Origin of the sequence: Microcoleus sp. D3_18_C2 (assembly GCF_036702395.1) — a bacterium.
Classification (GTDB): Bacteria; Cyanobacteriota; Cyanobacteriia; order Cyanobacteriales; family Microcoleaceae; genus Microcoleus.
Map to the genome: position 1 here is coordinate 31,561 of NZ_JAUBTG010000046.1, position 20,342 is coordinate 51,902.

14 protein-coding genes are annotated in these 20,342 nt (G+C 47.1%); 6 read left to right on the top strand and 8 right to left on the bottom strand.

What is annotated here, in order from left to right; all coding sequences use genetic code 11:
- The first annotated feature begins 50 nt into the window (after nt 1-50).
- Nucleotides 51-683, top strand: coding sequence for a helix-turn-helix domain-containing protein (locus QUA88_RS22345; protein ID WP_333051457.1), 633 nt, complete (start codon nt 51-53; stop codon nt 681-683).
- A complete protein-coding gene (locus QUA88_RS22350) occupies nt 643-1,485 on the top strand; it encodes a transposase (protein WP_333051458.1) in 843 nt (280 codons plus the stop codon). The genes QUA88_RS22345 and QUA88_RS22350 overlap by 41 nt, the downstream gene beginning before the upstream one ends.
- A gap of 13 nt (nt 1,486-1,498) precedes the next feature.
- Here QUA88_RS22350 and QUA88_RS22355 read toward each other — a convergent pair whose 3' ends face one another.
- The 7 genes from QUA88_RS22355 to QUA88_RS22385 form a co-directional block, all read right to left on the bottom strand.
- Nucleotides 1,499-5,713 (bottom strand): chemotaxis protein CheB, encoded by a 4,215-nt coding sequence (locus QUA88_RS22355; RefSeq protein WP_333273877.1) that lies wholly within the window; start codon nt 5,711-5,713, stop codon nt 1,499-1,501.
- A 233-nt stretch (nt 5,714-5,946) separates the two neighbouring features.
- On the bottom strand, nt 5,947-7,356 hold the full coding sequence (locus tag QUA88_RS22360) for an adenylate/guanylate cyclase domain-containing protein (protein ID WP_333209233.1): 1,410 nt from the start codon (nt 7,354-7,356) through the stop codon (nt 5,947-5,949).
- Nucleotides 7,357-8,071: 715 nt separating this feature from the next.
- Nucleotides 8,072-9,187 (bottom strand): 30S ribosomal protein S1, encoded by a 1,116-nt coding sequence (locus QUA88_RS22365; protein WP_333051464.1) that lies wholly within the window; start codon nt 9,185-9,187, stop codon nt 8,072-8,074.
- 640 nt (nt 9,188-9,827) lie between these two features.
- The gene (nrdR, locus tag QUA88_RS22370) at nt 9,828-10,385 is read right to left on the bottom strand and encodes a transcriptional regulator NrdR (RefSeq protein WP_333051824.1); all 558 of its coding nucleotides are present in this window, start codon (nt 10,383-10,385) and stop codon (nt 9,828-9,830) included.
- Nucleotides 10,386-10,579: 194 nt separating this feature from the next.
- A complete protein-coding gene (locus QUA88_RS22375) occupies nt 10,580-10,675 on the bottom strand; it encodes a photosystem II reaction center protein T (protein ID WP_006635641.1) in 96 nt (31 codons plus the stop codon).
- 418 nt (nt 10,676-11,093) lie between these two features.
- Nucleotides 11,094-12,623 carry a photosystem II chlorophyll-binding protein CP47 gene (psbB, locus tag QUA88_RS22380; protein ID WP_333051466.1) on the bottom strand — a complete coding sequence of 510 codons (1,530 nt, stop codon included), beginning with the start codon at nt 12,621-12,623 and terminating at the stop codon, nt 11,094-11,096.
- A gap of 198 nt (nt 12,624-12,821) precedes the next feature.
- Nucleotides 12,822-13,151: a hypothetical protein gene (locus tag QUA88_RS22385; RefSeq protein WP_039887994.1), complete on the bottom strand. Its 330-nt coding sequence runs from the start codon at nt 13,149-13,151 to the stop codon at nt 12,822-12,824.
- Between the two features lie 746 nt (nt 13,152-13,897).
- Between QUA88_RS22385 and QUA88_RS22390 the strand changes: the two genes are divergently transcribed.
- The 4 genes from QUA88_RS22390 (at nt 13,898) to QUA88_RS22405 (ending at nt 17,383) form a co-directional block, all read left to right on the top strand.
- Nucleotides 13,898-14,269, top strand: a complete 372-nt coding sequence (locus QUA88_RS22390) for a type II toxin-antitoxin system RelE/ParE family toxin (RefSeq protein WP_333051469.1) — start codon at nt 13,898-13,900, stop codon at nt 14,267-14,269.
- Between the two features lie 13 nt (nt 14,270-14,282).
- On the top strand, nt 14,283-14,612 hold the full coding sequence (locus QUA88_RS22395; RefSeq protein ID WP_333273882.1) for a transcriptional regulator: 330 nt from the start codon (nt 14,283-14,285) through the stop codon (nt 14,610-14,612).
- Between the two features lie 226 nt (nt 14,613-14,838).
- Nucleotides 14,839-16,755 (top strand): tRNA uridine-5-carboxymethylaminomethyl(34) synthesis enzyme MnmG, encoded by a 1,917-nt coding sequence (gene mnmG / locus QUA88_RS22400; RefSeq protein WP_333273885.1) that lies wholly within the window; start codon nt 14,839-14,841, stop codon nt 16,753-16,755.
- Nucleotides 16,756-17,158: 403 nt separating this feature from the next.
- Entirely contained in the window at nt 17,159-17,383 is a 225-nt protein-coding gene (locus tag QUA88_RS22405; protein WP_333273888.1) for a hypothetical protein, read from the top strand.
- A 161-nt stretch (nt 17,384-17,544) separates the two neighbouring features.
- On the opposite strand, the gene glgP is transcribed toward QUA88_RS22405, so the two are convergent.
- Nucleotides 17,545-20,103 (bottom strand): alpha-glucan family phosphorylase, encoded by a 2,559-nt coding sequence (gene glgP, locus QUA88_RS22410; protein WP_333273896.1) that lies wholly within the window; start codon nt 20,101-20,103, stop codon nt 17,545-17,547.
- Nucleotides 20,104-20,342 lie beyond the last annotated feature (239 nt).

Sequence of the window (20,342 nt, forward strand, 5' to 3'; positions counted from 1 at the left end):
TAAAACAAAAGAAATGGTATATTAAGGTAGGTCGAAAAAAGAAGCTAAAAATGCAACTCACTTACAAATACCGCCTCAAACCAACCAAGCCCCAACTATCAACTATTGTGGCTCATTTAGAACTCTGCCGTCGGCAGTACAACTACCGAATCGGCGAAAGATTTAGGTGGTGGGAAACCACGAGAACACCTATCAACGCCTGCCCATTGATTGTTTCGATAGTCCCTGTTGAGGAGATTTATCGAAATATTCCCTTGACTAGATTGCAAACTAGGGATGGCAGAAAAAAGGATGAGTCAGGCAATCCTCTAACCAGGAAAGGTGATGTTTTCTCAAACATTGAAGGCGGATATGTACAGTGGCAGACGATACAATTAGCTGACCTGAAAAACACTAAAAAACTATTTCCTGACTACAAAGCGTTGGATTCTCAGGTTTTGCAAGATGTCGTCAACAGAGTTGAAACTTCCTTTTCAAATTTCACCACGCCCGATAAAAACGGCAATCGTAGAGGTCAGCCCAGATTCAAAGGGCTTCACTACTACAAATCCTTCACTTATCCTCAACTAGATAACTTAGATATTGTCAAGGACGAGCAAGATAGGATTTGTATTAGTCTCGCCAAAATAGGTAAGCGTGCCTATGGTTTTCCACCGTCCAATACCAACAAAGTTCAAAGTTAAGACGGGTACAGTTATCAGAGAAGCGGATGGGTGGTATATTTCCCTGACGCTAGAAGATAAAACGGTTCCCGTAACGGTTGCAGAAATTCAGCCGACGGTCGAAAATACTGTTGGCATTGATTTGGGAGTCACTAATTACGTCTATCTTTCCAATGGCGAAAGAGTTGAGAATCCTAGATTTTTGAGGAAATCGGCTCAGAAATTAGCAAGGCTTCAAGCGAAGTTAGCTAATAGAGTCAAGGGTTCTCAACCTTGGAAAATAATCAAGGACAAGGTTTCCCAACTCCATCAGTTCGTAGCTAGAGCTAGATTAGATTTTCAATTTAAAACTGCACATGAGCTACTTAGCAAGTGTGAGGTTTTAGTTGTTGAAGATTTGAGCGTCAAAAATCTAACTAGACGTGCCAAGCCCAAGACTGATATTGAGAATGGTAATTTGGTTTATTTGCCTAACGGTCAGTCAGCTAAGAGTGGTTTGAATAAATCCATGCTTGATGCTGCTCACGGGCAATTCGCCAACGTTCTGAAATATGTCGCCTGGAAACTAGGTAAAAGTGTTTTATTTGTTGATCCAAAGGGAACTTCCCAGCACTGTTGGAACTGCCTCAACAAAGTCCCGAAAGAATTATCGGAACGGTGGCATTCTTGTCAATGTGGAGAATCTTTGGATCGAGATGAAAATTCAGCCAAACTCATAAGAAAAATTGGTCTGAGTTACAAAAGTGGCGGGGGAACTCCGTCACTCAAAAAAGCCTTTGAAAAAAAGGAAAAAGAAGCCTGCGGTCTAACTGTACTCAGTTGACCGTCAGGTTCGTTCACAATCGTCCTACTAAATTAGCCACCATTAATCCTAGTACAACCGGCTGAATCGGCTTAACCATATGCCTTTGAAAACCAGCTTCGATCGCCATTTCGCGTTCTTTATCGCTCGCATAGGCAGTCAGCGCCGCGGCTGGGATTTCTCCTCCGGCTTCCGCAGCAAGAGATCGCACTTCTCGAATTAAGAAATACCCATCTTCCTCTGGCATTCCGATATCGGAGATGAGCACATCATATCTGCCCGGATTTTCAGTCAAAGCAGCGATCGCACTTCTGGCAGATGCAACTGCCAAAACCTCAGCCCCGTAGCCTTCAAGCACAAATTGTAAAAAGTCGCGGGTATCGATCTGATCGTCTACGGCTAAGATGTGCAAGCCTTCTAGAGAGGGGACGCGATCGCTAGAGGCGTTTAAAGGCCCTACCAAAGCAGTTGACTTTAAATCGATCGCCGATGTCAACTCTTGAGGCAGCGATCGCAACGGCAATCTCACAGTCATTGTAGTTCCTTGTTCCTCACCCGGACTTTCGGCTTGCACCGTTCCCCCGTGCAATTCAACCAGGTGACGCACGATCGATAAACCCAATCCCAGCCCTTGATTTGCCTTAACGCTGCTGGAATCGCCTTGATGGAAACGATCGAAAATATAGGGCAAAAATTGTGCATCAATGCCTTTTCCCGTATCGCTGACTCGAAGTTGAGCATGATCCTCGATCGTCGATAGCATGATTTCCACTCGTCCCCCCGGCGGAGTAAACTTAATCGCATTCGACAGAAGATTCCACACAACTTGCTGCAAGCGATTGATATCCCCTAAAACAGTCGTAGAAATCAACTGCGAAACAATTTGAATGTTTTTTGCTTCGGCTGATAATTGAACCCCCTCCAGCGCAGCTTGCACCACTAACCGCAGATCGATCGGACAAATGCACAGTTGAAGCTTACCACTCGTAATCCGAGAAATATCCAGGATATCTTCGATTAACTGAGATTGGGCTCTCGCGCTGCGCTCGATCACCTCTAAAGCCTTAGTAACGTCTGGTTCCTTCAGTTTCCCCGAACGCAGAATTTGTGCCCAGCCCAGAATCGGAGTCAAAGGATTGCGTAATTCGTGGGATAGATTCGCCAGAAATTGATCTTTACTACGGTTGGCTGTTTCTGCTTGGTGGCGGGCCAACTGTTCCTGCAGTAATAACTGCGATCGTACAGTCTCAAACTGCTTGCGCTGCGTGATATCCTCGATCGACAACAGAATCATTAAAGCTTGATCTTCTCGTTCAAGTTTACAAGCATTCAGCAGCATGGTTTTCTGCCCGATCTGCTCAAACAGGTGATCCAACTCAAAGTTTTCAAGCTGAACATCACTAACCAGAATATCTTCCAGAATCCATCGCAATTGCGGGATATTCCACTGCCCATTTCCCAATTCAAACAGCGAAGATTGCGCTGTTTCTGGGGATGAAACCTGAAACGTTTCATAGAACGAGCGATTTGCTTTATTCACTCGGAAATCAGCATCTAGGACGACTAAAGGCGTTTGCACAGTTTCCACAATGGTTTCAGCATAATTTCGGGCCTCCTCCAAGGTTCTGGCACTGCGTTTAAGAGCATCGATATCGAGCAAAACCATCACCACACCGTCAATCTGGTTTTCCGTTGTCCGGTAAGGACGAATGCGGAGGTTGTACCAATATCCCGATAAAGTTTGAACTTCTTGTTCTTTCGTCTGGAGAGTATCAATCACCTCCAAAATCATCTGTTCCAAGTCAGGAACGTTCAGAGTTGAGCGGATGTCGCTAAAAGGCCGTCCAACATCTGTGGGAATCACACTAAAAATTTGCTGTGCCGTTGGCGTAAAGCGTCGAATCTGTAAATCGTTTGTCAGCATTAAAATAGGGATATTGATACTGGAAAGCAAATTTATCAGATCGTTATTCACCAGGCTTTGTTCAGTATTGCGGCTGCGAAGTTCATCGTTAGTGGTAGTGAGTTCCTCGTTAGTGGCTTGAATCTCTTCTTTGGCAGTCTCTAACTCCTCATTCGTGCTTTGCAACTCCTCGTTGCTGGATAGGATTTCTTCGTTGGCAATTTTGAGGTCTTGGTTGAGACTTTCCTGATCCTGGATCACCGCTTGCAGTTGAGATTGAGCCGCAGTTTTTTCTTGGTTAGCCGCTGCAACTTGCTGGCTCAGCAGCTCAATTTCGCGCACTAAATCAGCTTGCTCGAAGCTTTCAGAAGGGAGAGTGCTGAAGTTAAGCACGGGGGGTGCAGCCTCTTCAAATACCACCAAAAAGTAGCGTCCTTCGACCGCCGGTGGCCCGAAGGGAATCACCTCAAAATTGACGATACTCGATCGTCCGCCCGATTCAAGCAATACCCTTTCTTTCCTAACGGTTACGTTCTGCGTTTGTGCCTGATAAATCGCGGTGCGAAGCTCAACCAGCAAGCCTGCCCTTGCCATTGCCAGCAAGTTTAAGTCGGGCGTTCCGGCTACCACTCTCAAGTAAGGATCGATGTCTCCCCGCACTTGCAGGATTTTCATCTGCTCGTTGACAACCACACTGGCTGGGGCATATCGATTTAAAATCAGTTGGTCAGTTTCTTGTTGTAAATCCAAGCTATTCGTAAAATTGTTTTTCACTTCCTCCCGTTCACGTGCTTTAGCGACGGGATAGGAACTCGGCGTAAACGAAAAATGGGGACGAGTCGCAGTCAACTTTTTGGCATAAATTTTAGACTTTTTATCCACTGAAGTAAACAAGTAGGAAAATTCTCCGGTACTCTCAGAAGTGCCTAACAGGAGAAAGCCCGTTGGCTTAAGACTGTAATGGAAAATCGGCATCACTTTTTTTTGCAATGACTCTCCCAAGTAGATCAGCACATTGCGACAGCTAACTAAATCGATATTGGAAAAAGGCGGGTCACTGCCTAAGTCTTGTCGGGCAAATACACAAAGTTCGCGGACTGCCTTGCTGATTCTATAGCTACCTCTTGCTTCGGCAATAAAGAAGCGAGTACGTCGTTCTGGTGAAACATCTACCATCTGGTTTTCTGAGTAGACGCCACACCTCGCTTTGTTGATAGCGTGTTCGCCAATGTCCGTGGCAAAAATCTGGATCGGTGGCTGAATGGCTCGATCGCCCAAAAACTCTAACAAGCAAATGGCGATCGAATAAACTTCTTCACCTGTCGAACATCCCGCCACCCAAATCCGAATCGGAGTTTCGGCCGATTTATTTTTGGTAATCGTGGGGAAAACCAGTTCTTTTAACTTTTCAAAGGCTTCGGGATCGCGGAAAAAACTGGTAACGTGGATCAGGATTTCTTCATACAGGGCTGTGACTTCAGCCGAATTGTATCGAAGATGTTGGGCGTAATCATCCAAGATTTCCAGCTTGTACAACACCATCCGTCGCTGGATGCGTCGAGCGATCGTCCTGGGTTTGTACTGGCTAAAATCAACGCCTGTGGTGGATTTCAGCAGCGCAAAAATAGTAGCCAGGGCATCTCCCTGTTCGGGCGATTCCTCAACTTTTGTCATGGCAAGCGGGCCAGTGAGAAGGGGATTGTGACTATAGTTTGCCAGTTCCTCGGCAATTTTTTCCGGTGGCAGAACGAAATCGACATTGCCTGTCGCAACAGCGGTATTCGGCATACTATCGAATTTTGCTGTGTCTTGACATTGAGCAAAAGTCATGCCTCCGGCTGCTTTGATTGCCTTGAGCCCGAGTGAACCGTCTCCGTCTCCCCCGGATAATACTACGGCGATCGCTTTGTGCCCGCGATCGATCGCCAATGAGGTAAAAAACGCATCTCCCGGCATATATTTGCCATAAACCTTCTCGCGCGGTGATAGTTGCAGGACGCCTTTAGATAGCACCATCTTGGTGTTAGGCGGAATAACGTAGACTTGATTGGGTTCTACAGCTACGCCGTCTTTTACCTCATTCACAGGCATTTGGGTGGTTCTCGCGAGAATCTCGCTAAGCAGACTTTTGTGATTGGGATCTAAATGCTGAATCAGCACAAACGCCATACCCGTATCGGCCGGTAAATGGCTGAGTAACTGCGTGAATGCTTCCAACCCTCCTGCTGAGGCGGCAATTCCAACAATGGGAAAGGGGGCATCGGTTTCGGTTAATTGTTCGCTGTCGAGGGCGGCTGGTGCGATGGCTTCGGGTGTATTTTCTGGAGATAATTGAGGAGAAGTCATGCTATGAAGTCGAGGACTTCAGCTATTCAGCAACCTACAGTTCTCGCAAGATGCCGCTGAAGAACCCGTACTATACTTAAGTATACCTTAAGTTATAGGTATTATGCAACTCATTTAATGAGTAAGTATACTGTTGGAGCCATGATCTGAGCGCTCTCGAACAACTCTATCTGCTGTTGGGGCGATCGTAACGAGAGGCTGGCAATAACCAAGTAGTATATCTGCTTGCCTACTTAGCTTTTTTCACCGACAAGTGTAGCAGACAGCGGGATTACTGATTCCGTATTAATTCTAGCAGTATAAGCGACTTGTGCGCCTTGTATTCCTTTTAAATCTTCTACTCGTTTTTGAATTTCGGAGACTCCAGCAGCTTTTAATGCTGTTAAAAATGCTTCGTCGCTGTAAACATCTTCGGAAAATGAAACTTCGTCACTTTTAGAAAGATTTTGAATGCGGGCGGCTTTGTTGACTGTAGAGCCAAAATAGTCGATCGAATTATTAAGATTTACCAGCAAAGCCGTACCTCGGTGAATGCCAATTCTGACTTGAATCCACTCTTGTGGTTGGCGAGTTGAGTTATACTCTCTCAAACAGGCTACAGCACCAGCGGCAGCCATAATTGCTTGTTCGTTGCTGATAAAGGAAGCCATGACAGCATCGCCGATGGTTTTAATGACTTTACCGCCAAATTTCTCGATCGACTCAAAGAAAATTTCAAAATGATCGCGCACAATATTGTAAGCTTTGGTATCTCCCAGTGTTTCGTACATTCTGGTAGAACCGGTAATATCAGTAAACATAATAGTAATCGCCCGAATCTTGACTCGCTCTCTTTCCGAGATTACTCGATCGCCGAACAAACGCTTATAATCCGGGTGATGAAGCAGTTGCATTCCTGACAGCCGCAGGGGCAGTTGTTCGACAGTTAATTCATCGGGCAATTCATCTGAATGCAAAATCAGCCCCGACAAATTGTGTTCGCTATTAGTTAATTCTATCTTGAGTTTTCCCGGACGCACGGCAAGCTCTTTTTTATCGAAATCTGGGCCGGCCAACTGCTGGAGTTGAATTTCTTGTATCTCTTCTGTTTCTTCGCCTTCCACCTTTAAAATCCCTTTAGCTAAAGTCAGGGGACAGCAGTAGCGATATCGACCTTTTTCTAAGCTAACTATCTCGGATTCGGTGCAGTATAAAGGTGTTACCAGTTGCAGTTTGCTCTGGAGTACGGGAGGGGGAGCGCAGACGGGCCGCAGTTGCGGGTCTTCGATTTCTTTGTTCAGGGAAAAAGTGACTTCCACGCGATCGAGCAAATCAATGTTGAACTCGCGCTCGCACATCGGGCAAAAAGACATTTCTGATGTGTCTGCCAAATCCTTAAATTCTTCTGTAATCATGTTGCAGTGCGGGCAGTGAATATCCCAGTGCAAGTCGAAGACACCGGCTTTTACTCCGTGCAGAAATTCGGAAGTAATTTTTTTAACATTCTTGACTGTATCGCCTGCTACGTAGTAAGGATTAATTCTCAATCTCTGCAAAATGTGGGAACCGATTAACCAGTTTTCGATTTGGTCGATCGTTCCTTTGCTCGAATTGGGACGTTTTTTGAGCTGTTCTAATTTTTCTTTTAATAGTCCGATTTTCATGATTCACTTGCCTTTGAGCCTCATGGCAAGAAATTTCTAAGTATTCTTTTGTGTAATTTGCTTGTCTAGTGTGTTTTTGCCTGAGAATGCTGATGAGTTGGGGAGCATCTCATATTTGTAAAAACACTTCTTCTGGCTCCTTCCTTCTTCCTCTTCTCTCTTCTCTCCTGCCTCCTGCCTCAAAACTCCTGCCTCAAAACTCCAATTTCTAGCGGAGGCCTGCTTTCATTGAGATGCTCCCGATGAGTTGGCACTTGTGCGGATGTCCCTGATGTTTGTAAATCTTAACAAATTAGCAGCGTAAAGGCTAGGTTTATTTAGGCAGATCGATCGCGCTGTCACTTGTTTTAATTCCAAGTGCGATCGCTGCATCTGCCTGCAGGAACATATTAAATTGTTGGTAATTGGTAATTGCTAATTGGTAATTGCTAATTGTCAACCACTAAGTAGGGAGACAGCAATGCCCATAGGTGTCAACTTAAGCTGTTAGCTCGCCAAGTTCGTTAGTCATCCCGTCAGTCCGCCAGGGGTTTCAACCCTTGCCGGACTATGGGTTTAACGTTAAGTTGACACCTATGGGCAATTCCGTTTCCCTACAAATGCCCGCGTACTTTTCAGAATTGATATTAATTGGTAATTAATGATTGGTAATTGGGACGTTTAAGGCAAAAAAAAAGAGGGAATTTTCCCTCTTTTAATCACACTAACTGTGATCTTATTCTTCCGTCGCAGGAGGGATTTCTTCCTCTACATCTAATACTGCTTCGGGTGCTGCTTCGGGTGCTGCTTCGGGTGCTGCTTCGGGTGCTACTTCGGGTGCTACTTCCGGCAGATCCTCTTCCATTGCTGAGGGCACATCTTCGAGTTCGTCGGAGAAGTCATCATCAGCATCAGTTGAGTCTACAGGAATGTCTATGCCTGCTTTAGCTTGCTTTTGAGCCAGCATTTTCTCGCGGAACTTAGCTGCCATTTCCTCAGCTTTTTCGTATACCAATTCGCGATTTTTGACCATCGCGCCCGGTTCCGGTTCCAACTGCTTGGTTGAGAGAGAAATCCGGCCCCTCTCGGCATCCAAGTCAATGATCATCACTTTCACTTCGTCGTTGACATTGAAGACGCTATGAGGCGTATCGATGTGATCGTGTGAAATTTCCGAGATGTGCAGCAAGCCGCTGACGCCGCCGATGTCGATAAAGGCACCGTAAGGCTTGATACCGCGTACTGTACCGATGACGACTTCCCCGACTTCGAGGCGGTTCATCTTGCGCTCAACTAAGGCGCGACGATGGCTCAATACTAAGCGGTTGCGGTCTTCGTCTACCTCTAAGAATTTTAATGGTAATTCTTCGGCGACTAATTCTTCCTTCGGTTTGCGGGTACTGATGTGAGAACCGGGAATAAAGCCTCGCAAGCCTTCTATTCTCACGAGTGCGCCGCCGCGGTTGGTGGCAAATACTTGCGATCGTACTGTGGCATCTTCTGCTTGCAGTTGTCGCACTCTTTCCCACGCCCGCATATATTCGATGCGCCGGATGGACAGGGTTAATTGTCCGTCTTCATTTTCATCGGTTAGAATGAAAAATTCTCTGGTTTCGTTTGATTGCAATACCTCTTCAGGGCTTTCCACTCGATTGATGGACATTTCCTGAATGGGAATGTAAGCTGCTGTTTTAGCACCGATATCAATCAGAGCGCCCCTCGGTTCTATACTAAAAACTGTACCCGCTACTACATCGCCCGGGCTAAAGTGATAGTCATATTTATCAAGTAGGGCTGCAAAATCTTCGTGAGTAAAGCCGATGTCTTTGACTGTGGTTTTGAGATTGACCATGCGAATAGTTTCCTAGGATTTCTCTCCTTCATGTTTTTCGTTTGTGCCGGCAGATATTCGAGATTTTGGTGAAAAAGCGATTAACTTTTTTCAAAATCTTTTACTAAAGTCAGTTTTCGCTAACTTTTGCCAGGTGCAACTGCACACCAGCGCTTGCCATTACTGTTACTCCATACTCTGTGTTAAAACGTTGAATCTTAACATTCCGAGTCAAGTAGACTATTTTGACACTCTCAGGTATAAATAAACTGAGATTCTTCGTTCAACGAGCCGACTTGCTGGCGACAGGATTACTCCAGTCTAAGTAGAGGTCGGTTTCTCCAGAAGCGTAAATTTCGGTATGTCCTACCGTATTTAATTAGTCACCGAGCTTTAGTTAGGTTTTGTTCAAATGCGAGCTTTCCTAAACTGCAACACCGTTAGGTGTGACTACGCACTCAACTAATCCAGTTAAGTTTTTACGTTGTCTAGTTATACTCTATTTTAGACCGATGACGATCATATCACACCCAGCACTGTTACTGAGAAAAAAGAACACTCGCTCGAATGAGAGTCCCTTGAGTCGCTATTCCTCCGGGCCTTCATCGGGACACGGTTTTCAATCTCAAGCGAATATTTCTCTAAATTAATTTAAGCGAGCTTAGCTGGGAGTTGCACAGGATGCTGGGCTTTCTCGATCGACTGCTTCGGAATCCGGCAAATCTGCGTCAAAATTTGTCCCTGTTTCTGTATCTTCAGCTTCGTTGAGGGGATTCTGAAGGTGATTTAGGGTATCTACAAAATCTCGGATGCCTCGAAATTGCCGATATACCGAGGCAAAACGGACATAAGCGACTTCGCTGAGGGGTCGCAGGTGCAACAGCACCAGTTCCCCTATTTCTGAACTGGCGATTTCTCGGAGCGATCGACCTTGAAGTTGTGCCTCGATTTCTTCTGCCAGAGTTTCGAGATGCCCGGAAGACAAACCGGTTTTTTCGCAGGCCCGAATCAATCCCCGAACTAATTTTGACCTGTCAAAAGATTCGCGCTTGCCGTCCCGCTTGATCACCGTAATCGGCACAAATTCTATGCGTTCGTAGGTTGTGAAGCGGTGCTGGCAGTTCAAACACTCACGCCGCCGACGGATGCTTTGACCTGATTCGGCTGAACGCGATTCTAGAACGCGGCTATTTGTGTGTTGGCAGGAGGAACAGCGCATGATTGCTGATTTTAACAGGCATTGCCAGCAAATTGCCATTCATCTAACCGCTTGGGGTCTGATGAATGGCTGGACTAGAAAAATCACTTAGCACACAGCGGTGAAAGAGTCCCGCACCAAATTAGATCGCTATGATGCGGGCTAACCGCAGTCCGGTTCAGGATATTTTGGACTTACCGCAGGCGTATAGCTAATTATTTGCCAATCCGGGGAGGTTCCCGAAATGCGATCGCAAAAAATAGTACGCCTATGGCTAAAGCCAGAATCAAAATGTAAGCAACACTTTCCATGTTAAATTTTCCCTATCTTCCCTTGCCGTATTATTTTATCGTGAACAAACCTGACGGTCAACTGAGTACAGTTAGACCGCAGGCTTCTTTTTCCTTTTTTTCAAAGGCTTTTTATAGTGAGGTAGTTCCACCCCCACTTGCTAATATAGTATCAGAGTATTTCCCGATCATCTTGGGGTTTAAAAGAATAATTGTCGGTTTCGGTACCAAAACCCAACAAACCTTTCATCCCAAGGAGTAATTCCCAACGAGGTACGGGGCCGAGCGCTCAGATTAATCCCCTCTAAATATAGGTTCGGGACTTCCCGGCTGGTAGTTAATTGCTGGTTTTATTATTAACTAAAAAAACCCGGTTTCTTGAAGAAACCGGGTTTTTTACACCGGGGATGTTTCCCGGCTAGCCAGAGGCGGGCAAAATTTAGAGAGGTTCTTGTCTTCTGGTGGTCACGTCGCCCAGTTTTTGGAACAGGCCCCACTCGACTTGTTCTTCCAAGTCAGCCTCAACTCCAGCAAACACGTCGCGGAAAATAGTCCGAGAACCGTGCCAGATATGGCCGAAGAAGAATAGCAAAGCAAAGCAAACGTGTCCGAAAGTGAACCAACCGCGAGTCGAAGTGCGGAAAACGCCGTCAGAATTCAAGGTTTCGCGATCGAATTCAAACACTTCACCCTTTTGAGCAGCGCGAGCAAACTTCTTAACATCTAGAGGATTATTAAAGGTTTGACCGTTAAGTTCACCACCGTAGAAGCTGACGGTAACTCCGCTTTGTTCAAAGCTGTATTTTGATTCAGCACGGCGGAAGGGGATGTCAGCGCGAACGACCCCATCTTTGTCCGTCAAAATTACTGGGAAAGTTTCAAAGAAGTTGGGGAGGCGGCGAACCGACAATACCCGACCTTCGCTGTCAGTAAATACTGGATGGCCCAGCCAAGATTTAGCAATACCGTCGCCATTGACCATCGCGCCGGCCCGGAACAAACCGCCTTTAGCAGGAGAGTTGCCCACGTAGTCGTAGAAAGCCAATTTTTCGGGAATTTGTTCGTAAGCGGATTGGAAGCTAGCGCCACCGGCCAAGCTAGCTTGAGCTCTGCGATCGATTTCTTGTTGGAAATAGCCGCTGTCCCACTGATAGCGAGTCGGGCCAAAAAGTTCGATCGGAGTTGCAGCAGAACCGTACCACATCGTACCCGCAACCACAAAGGCTGCGAAGAACACGGCAGCGATACTGCTAGAAAGTACAGTTTCGATATTCCCCATCCGCAGGGCTTTGTAAAGACGTTCCGGCGGCCGCACTGTCAAGTGGAACAAACCGGCAATTACGCCGACTACGCCCGCTGCAATGTGGTGAGCCACGATGCCGCCCGGATTGAACGGATCGAAGCCTTCAGGGCCCCAAGCAGGCGCCACTGGCTGGACGTGACCGGTCAGGCCGTAGGGGTCGGACACCCACATTCCGGGGCCAAAAAGTCCCGAAAGGTGAAATGCGCCGAAGCCGAAGCAGAGCAAGCCGGAGAGGAACAGGTGAATGCCAAACATTTTTGGCAAGTCGAGGGCTGGTTCACCGGTGCGAGGGTCTCTGAAAAGTTCTAAGTCCCAAAATACCCAGTGCCAAACTGCTGCTAAGAACAGCAGGCCAGAGAGGACGATGTGAGCGATTGCGACGCCTTCAAAGGACCAGAAGCCCGGATCGACGTTACCTTCGCCAGTGATGCTCCAACCGCCCCAAGAACCCGTAACTCCCAAGCGAGTCATGAAGGGCAACACGAACATCCCTTGACGCCACATTGGGTTCAGAACTGGGTCTGTGGGGTCAAAAACTGCTAGTTCATAAAGGGCCATTGAGCCGGCCCAACCTGCCACGAGGGCTGTGTGCATTAAGTGTACAGAAATCAATCGGCCTGGGTCATTTAAGACGACTGTGTGTACGCGATACCAGGGTAGTCCCATTGACTGCGGTTCTCCAAGGTGTAAGTGATGATGTCTATTTTTACGGAAAAATCAGATTCTCAATCCCCAGCAGTTACCTGCAGGGTTTAAACTCTGCCTTTTGCCGACTGCCATCTACCTTCAAAGGTGGAGGCATAAAAATGAAAGTTATTTAAAGAAGTGTATCGAGTGTTAGAACCGATTGCAATATGTTGAGCATTACATTAGTTGCGGGTTGCCCATTTCGCAGCGGGCGGCGATCGTCCCGAGGCGTTCGAGGACTTGCTCGGCATCGATCAGTCTGGTGAGGGTGACGTTGCCGATATTTTTGGCGGGATCGGCGGGATCGGGACGGACTGCGGGTTGGACTTCTACCATGAGTACGGCGTCTTCTACGCGGTAGAGCCACATTTTTTCGTTGCGATCGGAAAGACAGAGGTTGAGCTGTTGGATGTCCGGCGCCCGCCTCCAGGCGGCGTGACTCCACTCGCCGCCGACGCCCCAAACGCGCCCAACTTTCCAGCCGTCGGATAAGAAGAAGTATTTCACTTGTGTACGCTTGTTGAGATTTTTTTGTCTAACATAACGCAAAACTGGAAAAGTACGGAATTGTTGAACCGCGAAGACGCCAAGGACGCGAAGGAAGAGGAGAGAAGATGTAGGTAATCTGCAAGCTGTTGGGTAAATCTACAGAATTGTCCGATAAGTTTCGGTCTGGTCGATCGGTAAAATATCCAATCTTAGATTTTTCAAGTCGAGTGCAGTTCCCAGCATTTCGAGGAGGAATACTCGTCACAGCGGCTCGCTTGGGTCAGAAAGTTCTAAACATTCAAATGTGCCTTCGGGCCCTAACAAGGTTGTGGTAATTTTGCTGTTTTGGTCGCTGGCTGTCGATCGCATCATCTTAATCTCGGTTAATATGCGCCAATTATGAGCGTTCGATATTTGACCAAACCTTTTAATATACTATATAATGGTATTAAATGACAGGTGCCCTGAACTGCACGGGGAGGTATGGTACGGTTGAGATACCGTGCGCCTGTCAGAGACCAGGTGCCCCGAACTGCACGGGGAGGTATGGTACGGTTGAGATACCGTGCGCCTGTCTAAAATCTTATTCAATAAAGGAACCCAGGACTCTCGCAGTCGTGGGTTTCTGATTAAATATCTTTCTTCGCTTAGGGAAGGAGTTCGCGATCGATCGAGCCTTCAAAGTTGTTTTCAGCGTGCATATAAATATTGTTATTCGATCGACTATTGTCTATAATATGCTATGTAAGGCATAATCGATCCAAATGACATGGAACATTCAGTTTCACTTTGATTTTTACTCTGAGTTTAGCGAATTCCCCACTGATGTCAGATTAGAGCTTTTAGCAAAACTCACACTGTTACAAGAATTTGGCCCAAACCTCAAGCGTCCTCACGTCGATACTCTCAATGGTTCTACCTACACCAATATGAAAGAACTTAGGTTTCAGGCGGCTGATGGAGTTTGGCGAGTCGCTTTTGCATTTGACCCCCGCAGAGAAGCGATTTTGTTGGTAGCTGGGGACAAATCGGGTAGTAGTGAGAAGCGATTTTACAAGCAAATAATTAAGATAGCAGATAGTAGATTTACCGACCATTTGAATAAGTTAATGGAGCCAGAAACCGATGACAATTAGCCTGAAGACTATTATGGATAATTTGCCTCCCGAACAACGAGCAATAGTCGAAAAGCGATCGGTTGAATTAATGGCTGAAGAAATGACATTGCAAGACTTACGAAAAGCAAGGAAGTTTACTCAGATTCGCATGGCAGAATTATTAAATATGCGTCAAGAAAATGTCTCGCGACTAGAACGCCGTGCGGATTTGTTGGTATCTACTTTGCAAAGTTATATCGCGGCAATGGGTGGGGAGTTGTCATTTGTCGTAGAATTCAAAGATCGACCCCCCGTAAAAATTACTGGATTAACATCGATGTTTGAAGAAAGCAGCTACACTAATGGAGAGGAAGAGTTTTAATTGAGGAACACCTGTTGTTAAAGTGAGAGCGATCGAACCTTTTCGCATCTAGAGACCGATGATCAAAAACATCGTATCCGATAAGTACGCATCCGCATTAAACTCTGAAGTCAATTAGACATCTTCTAAAAAGATTTTGTCAGCCTTTCCCTACCTGGACTAAAACCTAATTTTGCCAGATGTCTATTATTCAATCTAAAATCTAAAATCTAAAATCTAAAATCGAATGACTGCACAAACACCCGTAGAATTCCAAGACAGTTTCGACATCATCGTAGTTGGTGGCGGACACTCCGGCTGCGAAGCCGCCCTCGCCACTTCTCGCCTCGGCTGTCGCACCCTTCTCCTCACCCTCAACCTCGACAAAATTGCGTGGCAACCTTGCAATCCCGCTGTCGGCGGCCCGGCTAAAACCCAACTTACTAACGAAGTTGATGCGTTAGGCGGGGAAATTGGCAAAATGGCCGATCGCACCTACTTACAAAAGCGCGTCCTCAACGCTTCGAGAGGCCCCGCAGTTTGGGCGCTGAGAGCACAAACAGACAAGCGGGAATACGCCGCTGTGATGAATAATATTGTCGAAAATCAAGAGAATTTAACCATCCGGGAAGCGATGGTAACAGACTTAGTTTTGGGTAAAAACGAAGAAGTAATCGGAGTCGAAACATACTTCGGCGTCGCCTTTGAATGCAAAGCAGTAATTCTGACCACAGGTACTTTTTTAGGTGGCACGATTTGGGTGGGCAATAAGTCGATGCCCGCCGGACGTGCGGGAGAATTTGCCGCCGTTGGGTTGACGGAAACTCTCAATCGTTTGGGCTTTGAAACTGGCAGGTTAAAAACAGGAACTCCGGCAAGAGTTGATAAACGTACTCTCGATTACACCCACCTGGAACCGCAGCCGGGAGATGCAGAGGTTCGCTGGTTTAGTTTCGATCCAGAAGTTTGGATCGAACGGGAACAAATGCCTTGTTATTTGACTCGAACTACGCCAGCTACTCATCAATTAATTAGAGACAATTTGCACCTTTCTCCAGTCTACGGCGGCTGGGTTGATGCGAAGGGGCCGCGCTATTGTCCGAGTATTGAAGATAAGATTGTGCGGTTTGCAGATAAGGAAAGTCACCAGATTTTTATTGAACCGGAAGGTAGAGATATTCCTGAACTTTATATCCAAGGTTTTTCTACTGGTTTACCGGAAAATTTGCAATTGCAAATGCTGCGGACTCTTCCGGGTTTGGAAAAGTGCGAGATGATGCGCCCTGCTTATGCTGTGGAGTACGATTATTTGCCGGCAACTCAGTGCTTTCCAACGCTGATGACTAAGAAGATCGAAGGGCTGTTTTGCGCGGGTCAGGTGAACGGTACAACTGGATATGAGGAGGCGGCTGCACAGGGGATTGTGGCGGGGATTAATGCGGCTCGGTTTGCGAAAAATCAGGAGATGATTGTGTTTCCTCGCGAGCAAAGTTATATCGGGACTTTGATCGATGATTTGTGTACGAAGGATTTGCGGGAACCTTACCGGATGTTGACTTCGCGATCGGAATATCGGCTATTATTGCGATCGGACAATGCTGACCAACGCTTGACGCCCCTGGGACGGGAAATTGGTTTGATTGACGATCGCCGCTGGGAGTTGTTCGATCGCAAACAAGCTAATATTGTGGCAGAGAAGGAACGCTTGTACTCAACGCGGGTGAAAGAGCACGAGGAAGTAGGCAAGGCAATTTTTGCTGACACTCAACAAGCGATTAAAGGTTCAATTACTCTTGCTGATTTGTTGCGTCGTCCTGGTTTTCATTATGTGGATTTGGAACGCTACAATTTAGGCAATTCTAGTCTGAAGTTGGCTGAGAAAGATGGTGCAGAAATTGACATCAAATATTCCGGCTACCTGCAAAGACAGCAAAATCAAATCGATGACATTGCCAAACACGAACGCCGACAATTGCCTGCCGATTTGGATTACATGGCAATTACAACTCTCTCCAAAGAATCGCGGGAAAAGTTGGCTAAGGTGAAACCGCTGACGATTGGTCAAGCTGCCAGAATTGGTGGGGTAAATCCCGCTGATGTTAATGCTTTGTTGATTTTTCTGGAAGTGCGAAACCGTCAGCAGCCAGCGGGTGTAGGTAAATAAGCTAAACTATAGCCTTTCTCAGAAAGATGAGGTACTCATGGGCATAGGGCATAGGGCATAGGGCATAGCGCATAGGGCATAGCGCATACCTCACTTTTTTGAGAAGCGCTATAGAGGTGTCTCAAAGCTGCCTTCAATTTTATGGAATAGCAGGATGAAAAAGTGTGACTATTGTGGAACCACTATTTTGTTCGGCGGCTTTCCTATTGAGGGATATAGATTCTGGGCTTTGCTGATTCACGGTATAAATCAACTTTTATCGGAAGTTACAAAACTCACCATACTGGGCTTATAAAAATTCCGAAATCTTGAATTTATACCTGTATTCAGCAACACCAAAAATAAGGAAAACTGGCAGAATGTCAACTCTAATTGATGAAATTCTGCCAGTATATTGTAGATATTGATCAATCGTCGAACCAAGTCTGAGTTTCGCAAATATTCCGCAGAAGAATCAGCGTTCATCGGTGGTTCAAACCTTCCCGAAAGCCCCACCAGTGTTGCCACCCTCAAAGCCTTAAAAGAACAGCGAGATGCCTTGCTATACGCTTATATACGCGCTCACTGGTGGTACTGGGAATCCAGCGGAATTTGGTATTGGGCGATCATTTCCCAGCCGGCTACATAGTCATTCCCCAAGGAAGATAAGGAGAGAGGGAGTGGGAGAGTGGGAGAGAGGGGGAGAAGTGGGAAACACAGTTAAATTCATCCGTGTATCCGTGTCCGAATCCGTGTCGTGCCCCTCTTCCTTCTTCCTTCTTCCTTCTTCCTTCTTCCTTCTTCCTTCCTTTAATGTGCCCAGAGAATCACGCCAGCTTCATAAGGACTGCTGAGATTATCGTGCTTCGGCAAAACGCGCAACGACAAACCTTGCAAACCGCTAGAAGTATAAGTAATGTCAGCCGTATAAAGGCTAGCATTCTGAGAATCTTCTCCCAAATACTCCATCACTACCGGCACGCCACCAATGATATCGCCGTTAGCATCAACCGAACCTTGATAAAGTTCGACTTGCACGTCTGCAGGCGTCAATCCCATCAGATTAATCCGAGATTTAACAGCGATCGACTGATTGACCTTAACTTCCTTATCCTGGGAAATATCAACAGCCTCAATCTTAATATCGTGCCACTTCGCGAGAACGTGCTTCTTCCAGTGAGACAACTCCTTGGCGGGAGCGCAATTATCCGAAGTCATGGTGTGGTAGCGATCGCTCACCGGGAAATATGCCCGCCGCGCGTAATCCTTCACCATCCGAGCAGTATTGAAGAAAGGACAGTTCAAGCGAATCGAATCCTTCATTTTCTCCGTCCAACCGCGCGGAATGCCGTCAGCATCCCGGTTGTAAAACAGCGGTACAACTTCCTTTTCCATCAAGTCGTACAAAGCATTCGCCTCTACCTCATCCTGATACTTAGTATCTTCGTAAAACTCGCCATGTCCGATCGGCCAACCGGTACGAACATAATCAGCCTCATCCCACCATCCGTCAAGAATGCTCAGATTCGGCAAACCATTCATCGAAGCTTTCATCCCGGATGTACCCGAAGCCTCACGCGGGCGGCGCGGCGTATTCAGCCACACATCGCAGCCAGACACCATCATCCGAGCCACGTTAATGTCGTAGTTCGGTAAAAACACCATCGAGCTCATCGTCTCGTGCTCGCGGATGAAGTGAACGATATCCCGAATCAATTCCTTACCCGGAATATCCATCGGGTGAGCCTTCCCAGCAATCACAAACTGCACCGGGCGATTTTGATCCCGCATGATCCGCATAATTCGATCGACATCGCGCAAAAACAGCGTCGCCCGCTTGTAAGTAGCAAAGCGGCGGGCAAACCCGATCGTCAGCACCTTCGGATTGAGAGCCTCCCGCGCGTGTTCGATTTCCGTTTGGGCCGCACCGCGCTCGCGCAAAGTCTTTTGCAGCCACTCCCGCGCGAACACCACCAACTCTGATCGACAGCGTTCGTGATTGCGCCATAGTTCCTCATCAGGAATCGACGAAAGCCTGTCCCATAGACGATCGTCCTTACCGGTCATTTCCCAGTCCGGGCCGAGATATCGATCGTACAACTCCTGAGTAGACTTCGCCACACAACTGCGAGCGTGCACCCCGTTGGTAATCGAAGTAATCGGTACTTCTTCCTGGGGCAAACCCGGCCACAAACCCTGAAACATCGGGCGCGACACCACACCGTGCAAAGCCGCCACCCCGTTGACAAAACTCGACATTTTAATTGCCAAAATTGCCATATTCAGAGGTGCGGACAAATCGCCAGTATTCTCCCGGCCCAATCCCAGAAACTCATCTTGCGACAAGCCAAACATCTTGGGATAGTGACTCAGATAGTGCATCACCATATCCGGCTCGAACAAGTCAAACCCAGCAGGCACAGGAGTGTGAGTCGTAAACATACTGCTCGAAACCACCACCTGTTCCGCTTCCACGAAACTCAGGTGATATTCCTCCATCAGCATCCGAATGCGTTCCAAAGCCATGAAAGCCGCGTGGCCTTCATTCATGTGATAAGCCGTAACTGTCAGCCCCAATGCCTTGAGCATTTTCACGCCACCGATGCCCAGCATGATTTCTTGGTGCATCCGCAGAGTTTTATCACCGCCATACAGTTGGTCGGTAATATCTTGGTCGTAGCGGCTGTTAGGTTCAATATTTGTATCCATTAGGTACAAAGGAACCGTTCCCACTTGTACTCGCCAAATCCGGGCATACACCTTGCGGCCGGGATAGTCTACCTCAATCCGCAATTCCGAACCGTCGGGATTGCGTTCTGGGTGCAGCGGCATATTGTAGAAATCATTGAGCGGATAGCGTTCTTGCTGCCAGCCGTCGGCGTTGAGATACTGCGAAAAATAGCCTTCTTGGTAAAGCAGGCCGACACCGACTAAGGGCAAGCCCAAATCGCTAGCTGATTTGAGGTGGTCGCCTGCGAGCACGCCCAAACCGCCGGAATAGATGGGTAGGGCTTTAACTAAGCCGAATTCCATCGAAAAGTAAGCGTAGCATTCTTGCTGCTCGGTGCCGCGCTGTTTCCGGTACCAGGCGCGATTTTTGAGATAATCGTCTAACTGCTGGGCTGCTCGGTTCATTTGGGCAATGAAGCCTTCGTCTTCTGCCATTTCTTGCAGTCGCTCTTGAGATATGGTTCCGAGCATCAGCACCGGGTTTTGGTTGCTGGAGTCCCACAGGTCTCGATCGAGGCGGCGGAAGAGGTCTTTGGTATCGACGTTCCAGTCCCAGTGCAAGTTGTAGGCAAGCTTGCGTAGGGGTTCGAGAATTGTCGGTAGCGAGGGGGAAACGTTAAATGTGCGAATTGGCTGCATAGACAAAGCATTTATGTTGGGGTAGCGATATTTTCCTCTGTCTTTAGGTACAAGTCCGTTATTCTGCACACTATTTTAAGTTTTAAGCTGCGGGGGGCGATCGCGATGCCGATCTGTATCGACTATCTGCAATGACACAGCAGTGCCGTGTCCCTAACTCAGCTAAGGATCGCGAATTAAATAACTTACAATTTTAATTGTTATTGTGGGATGGGCGTCCCGCCCGTCCAAAAAGGACG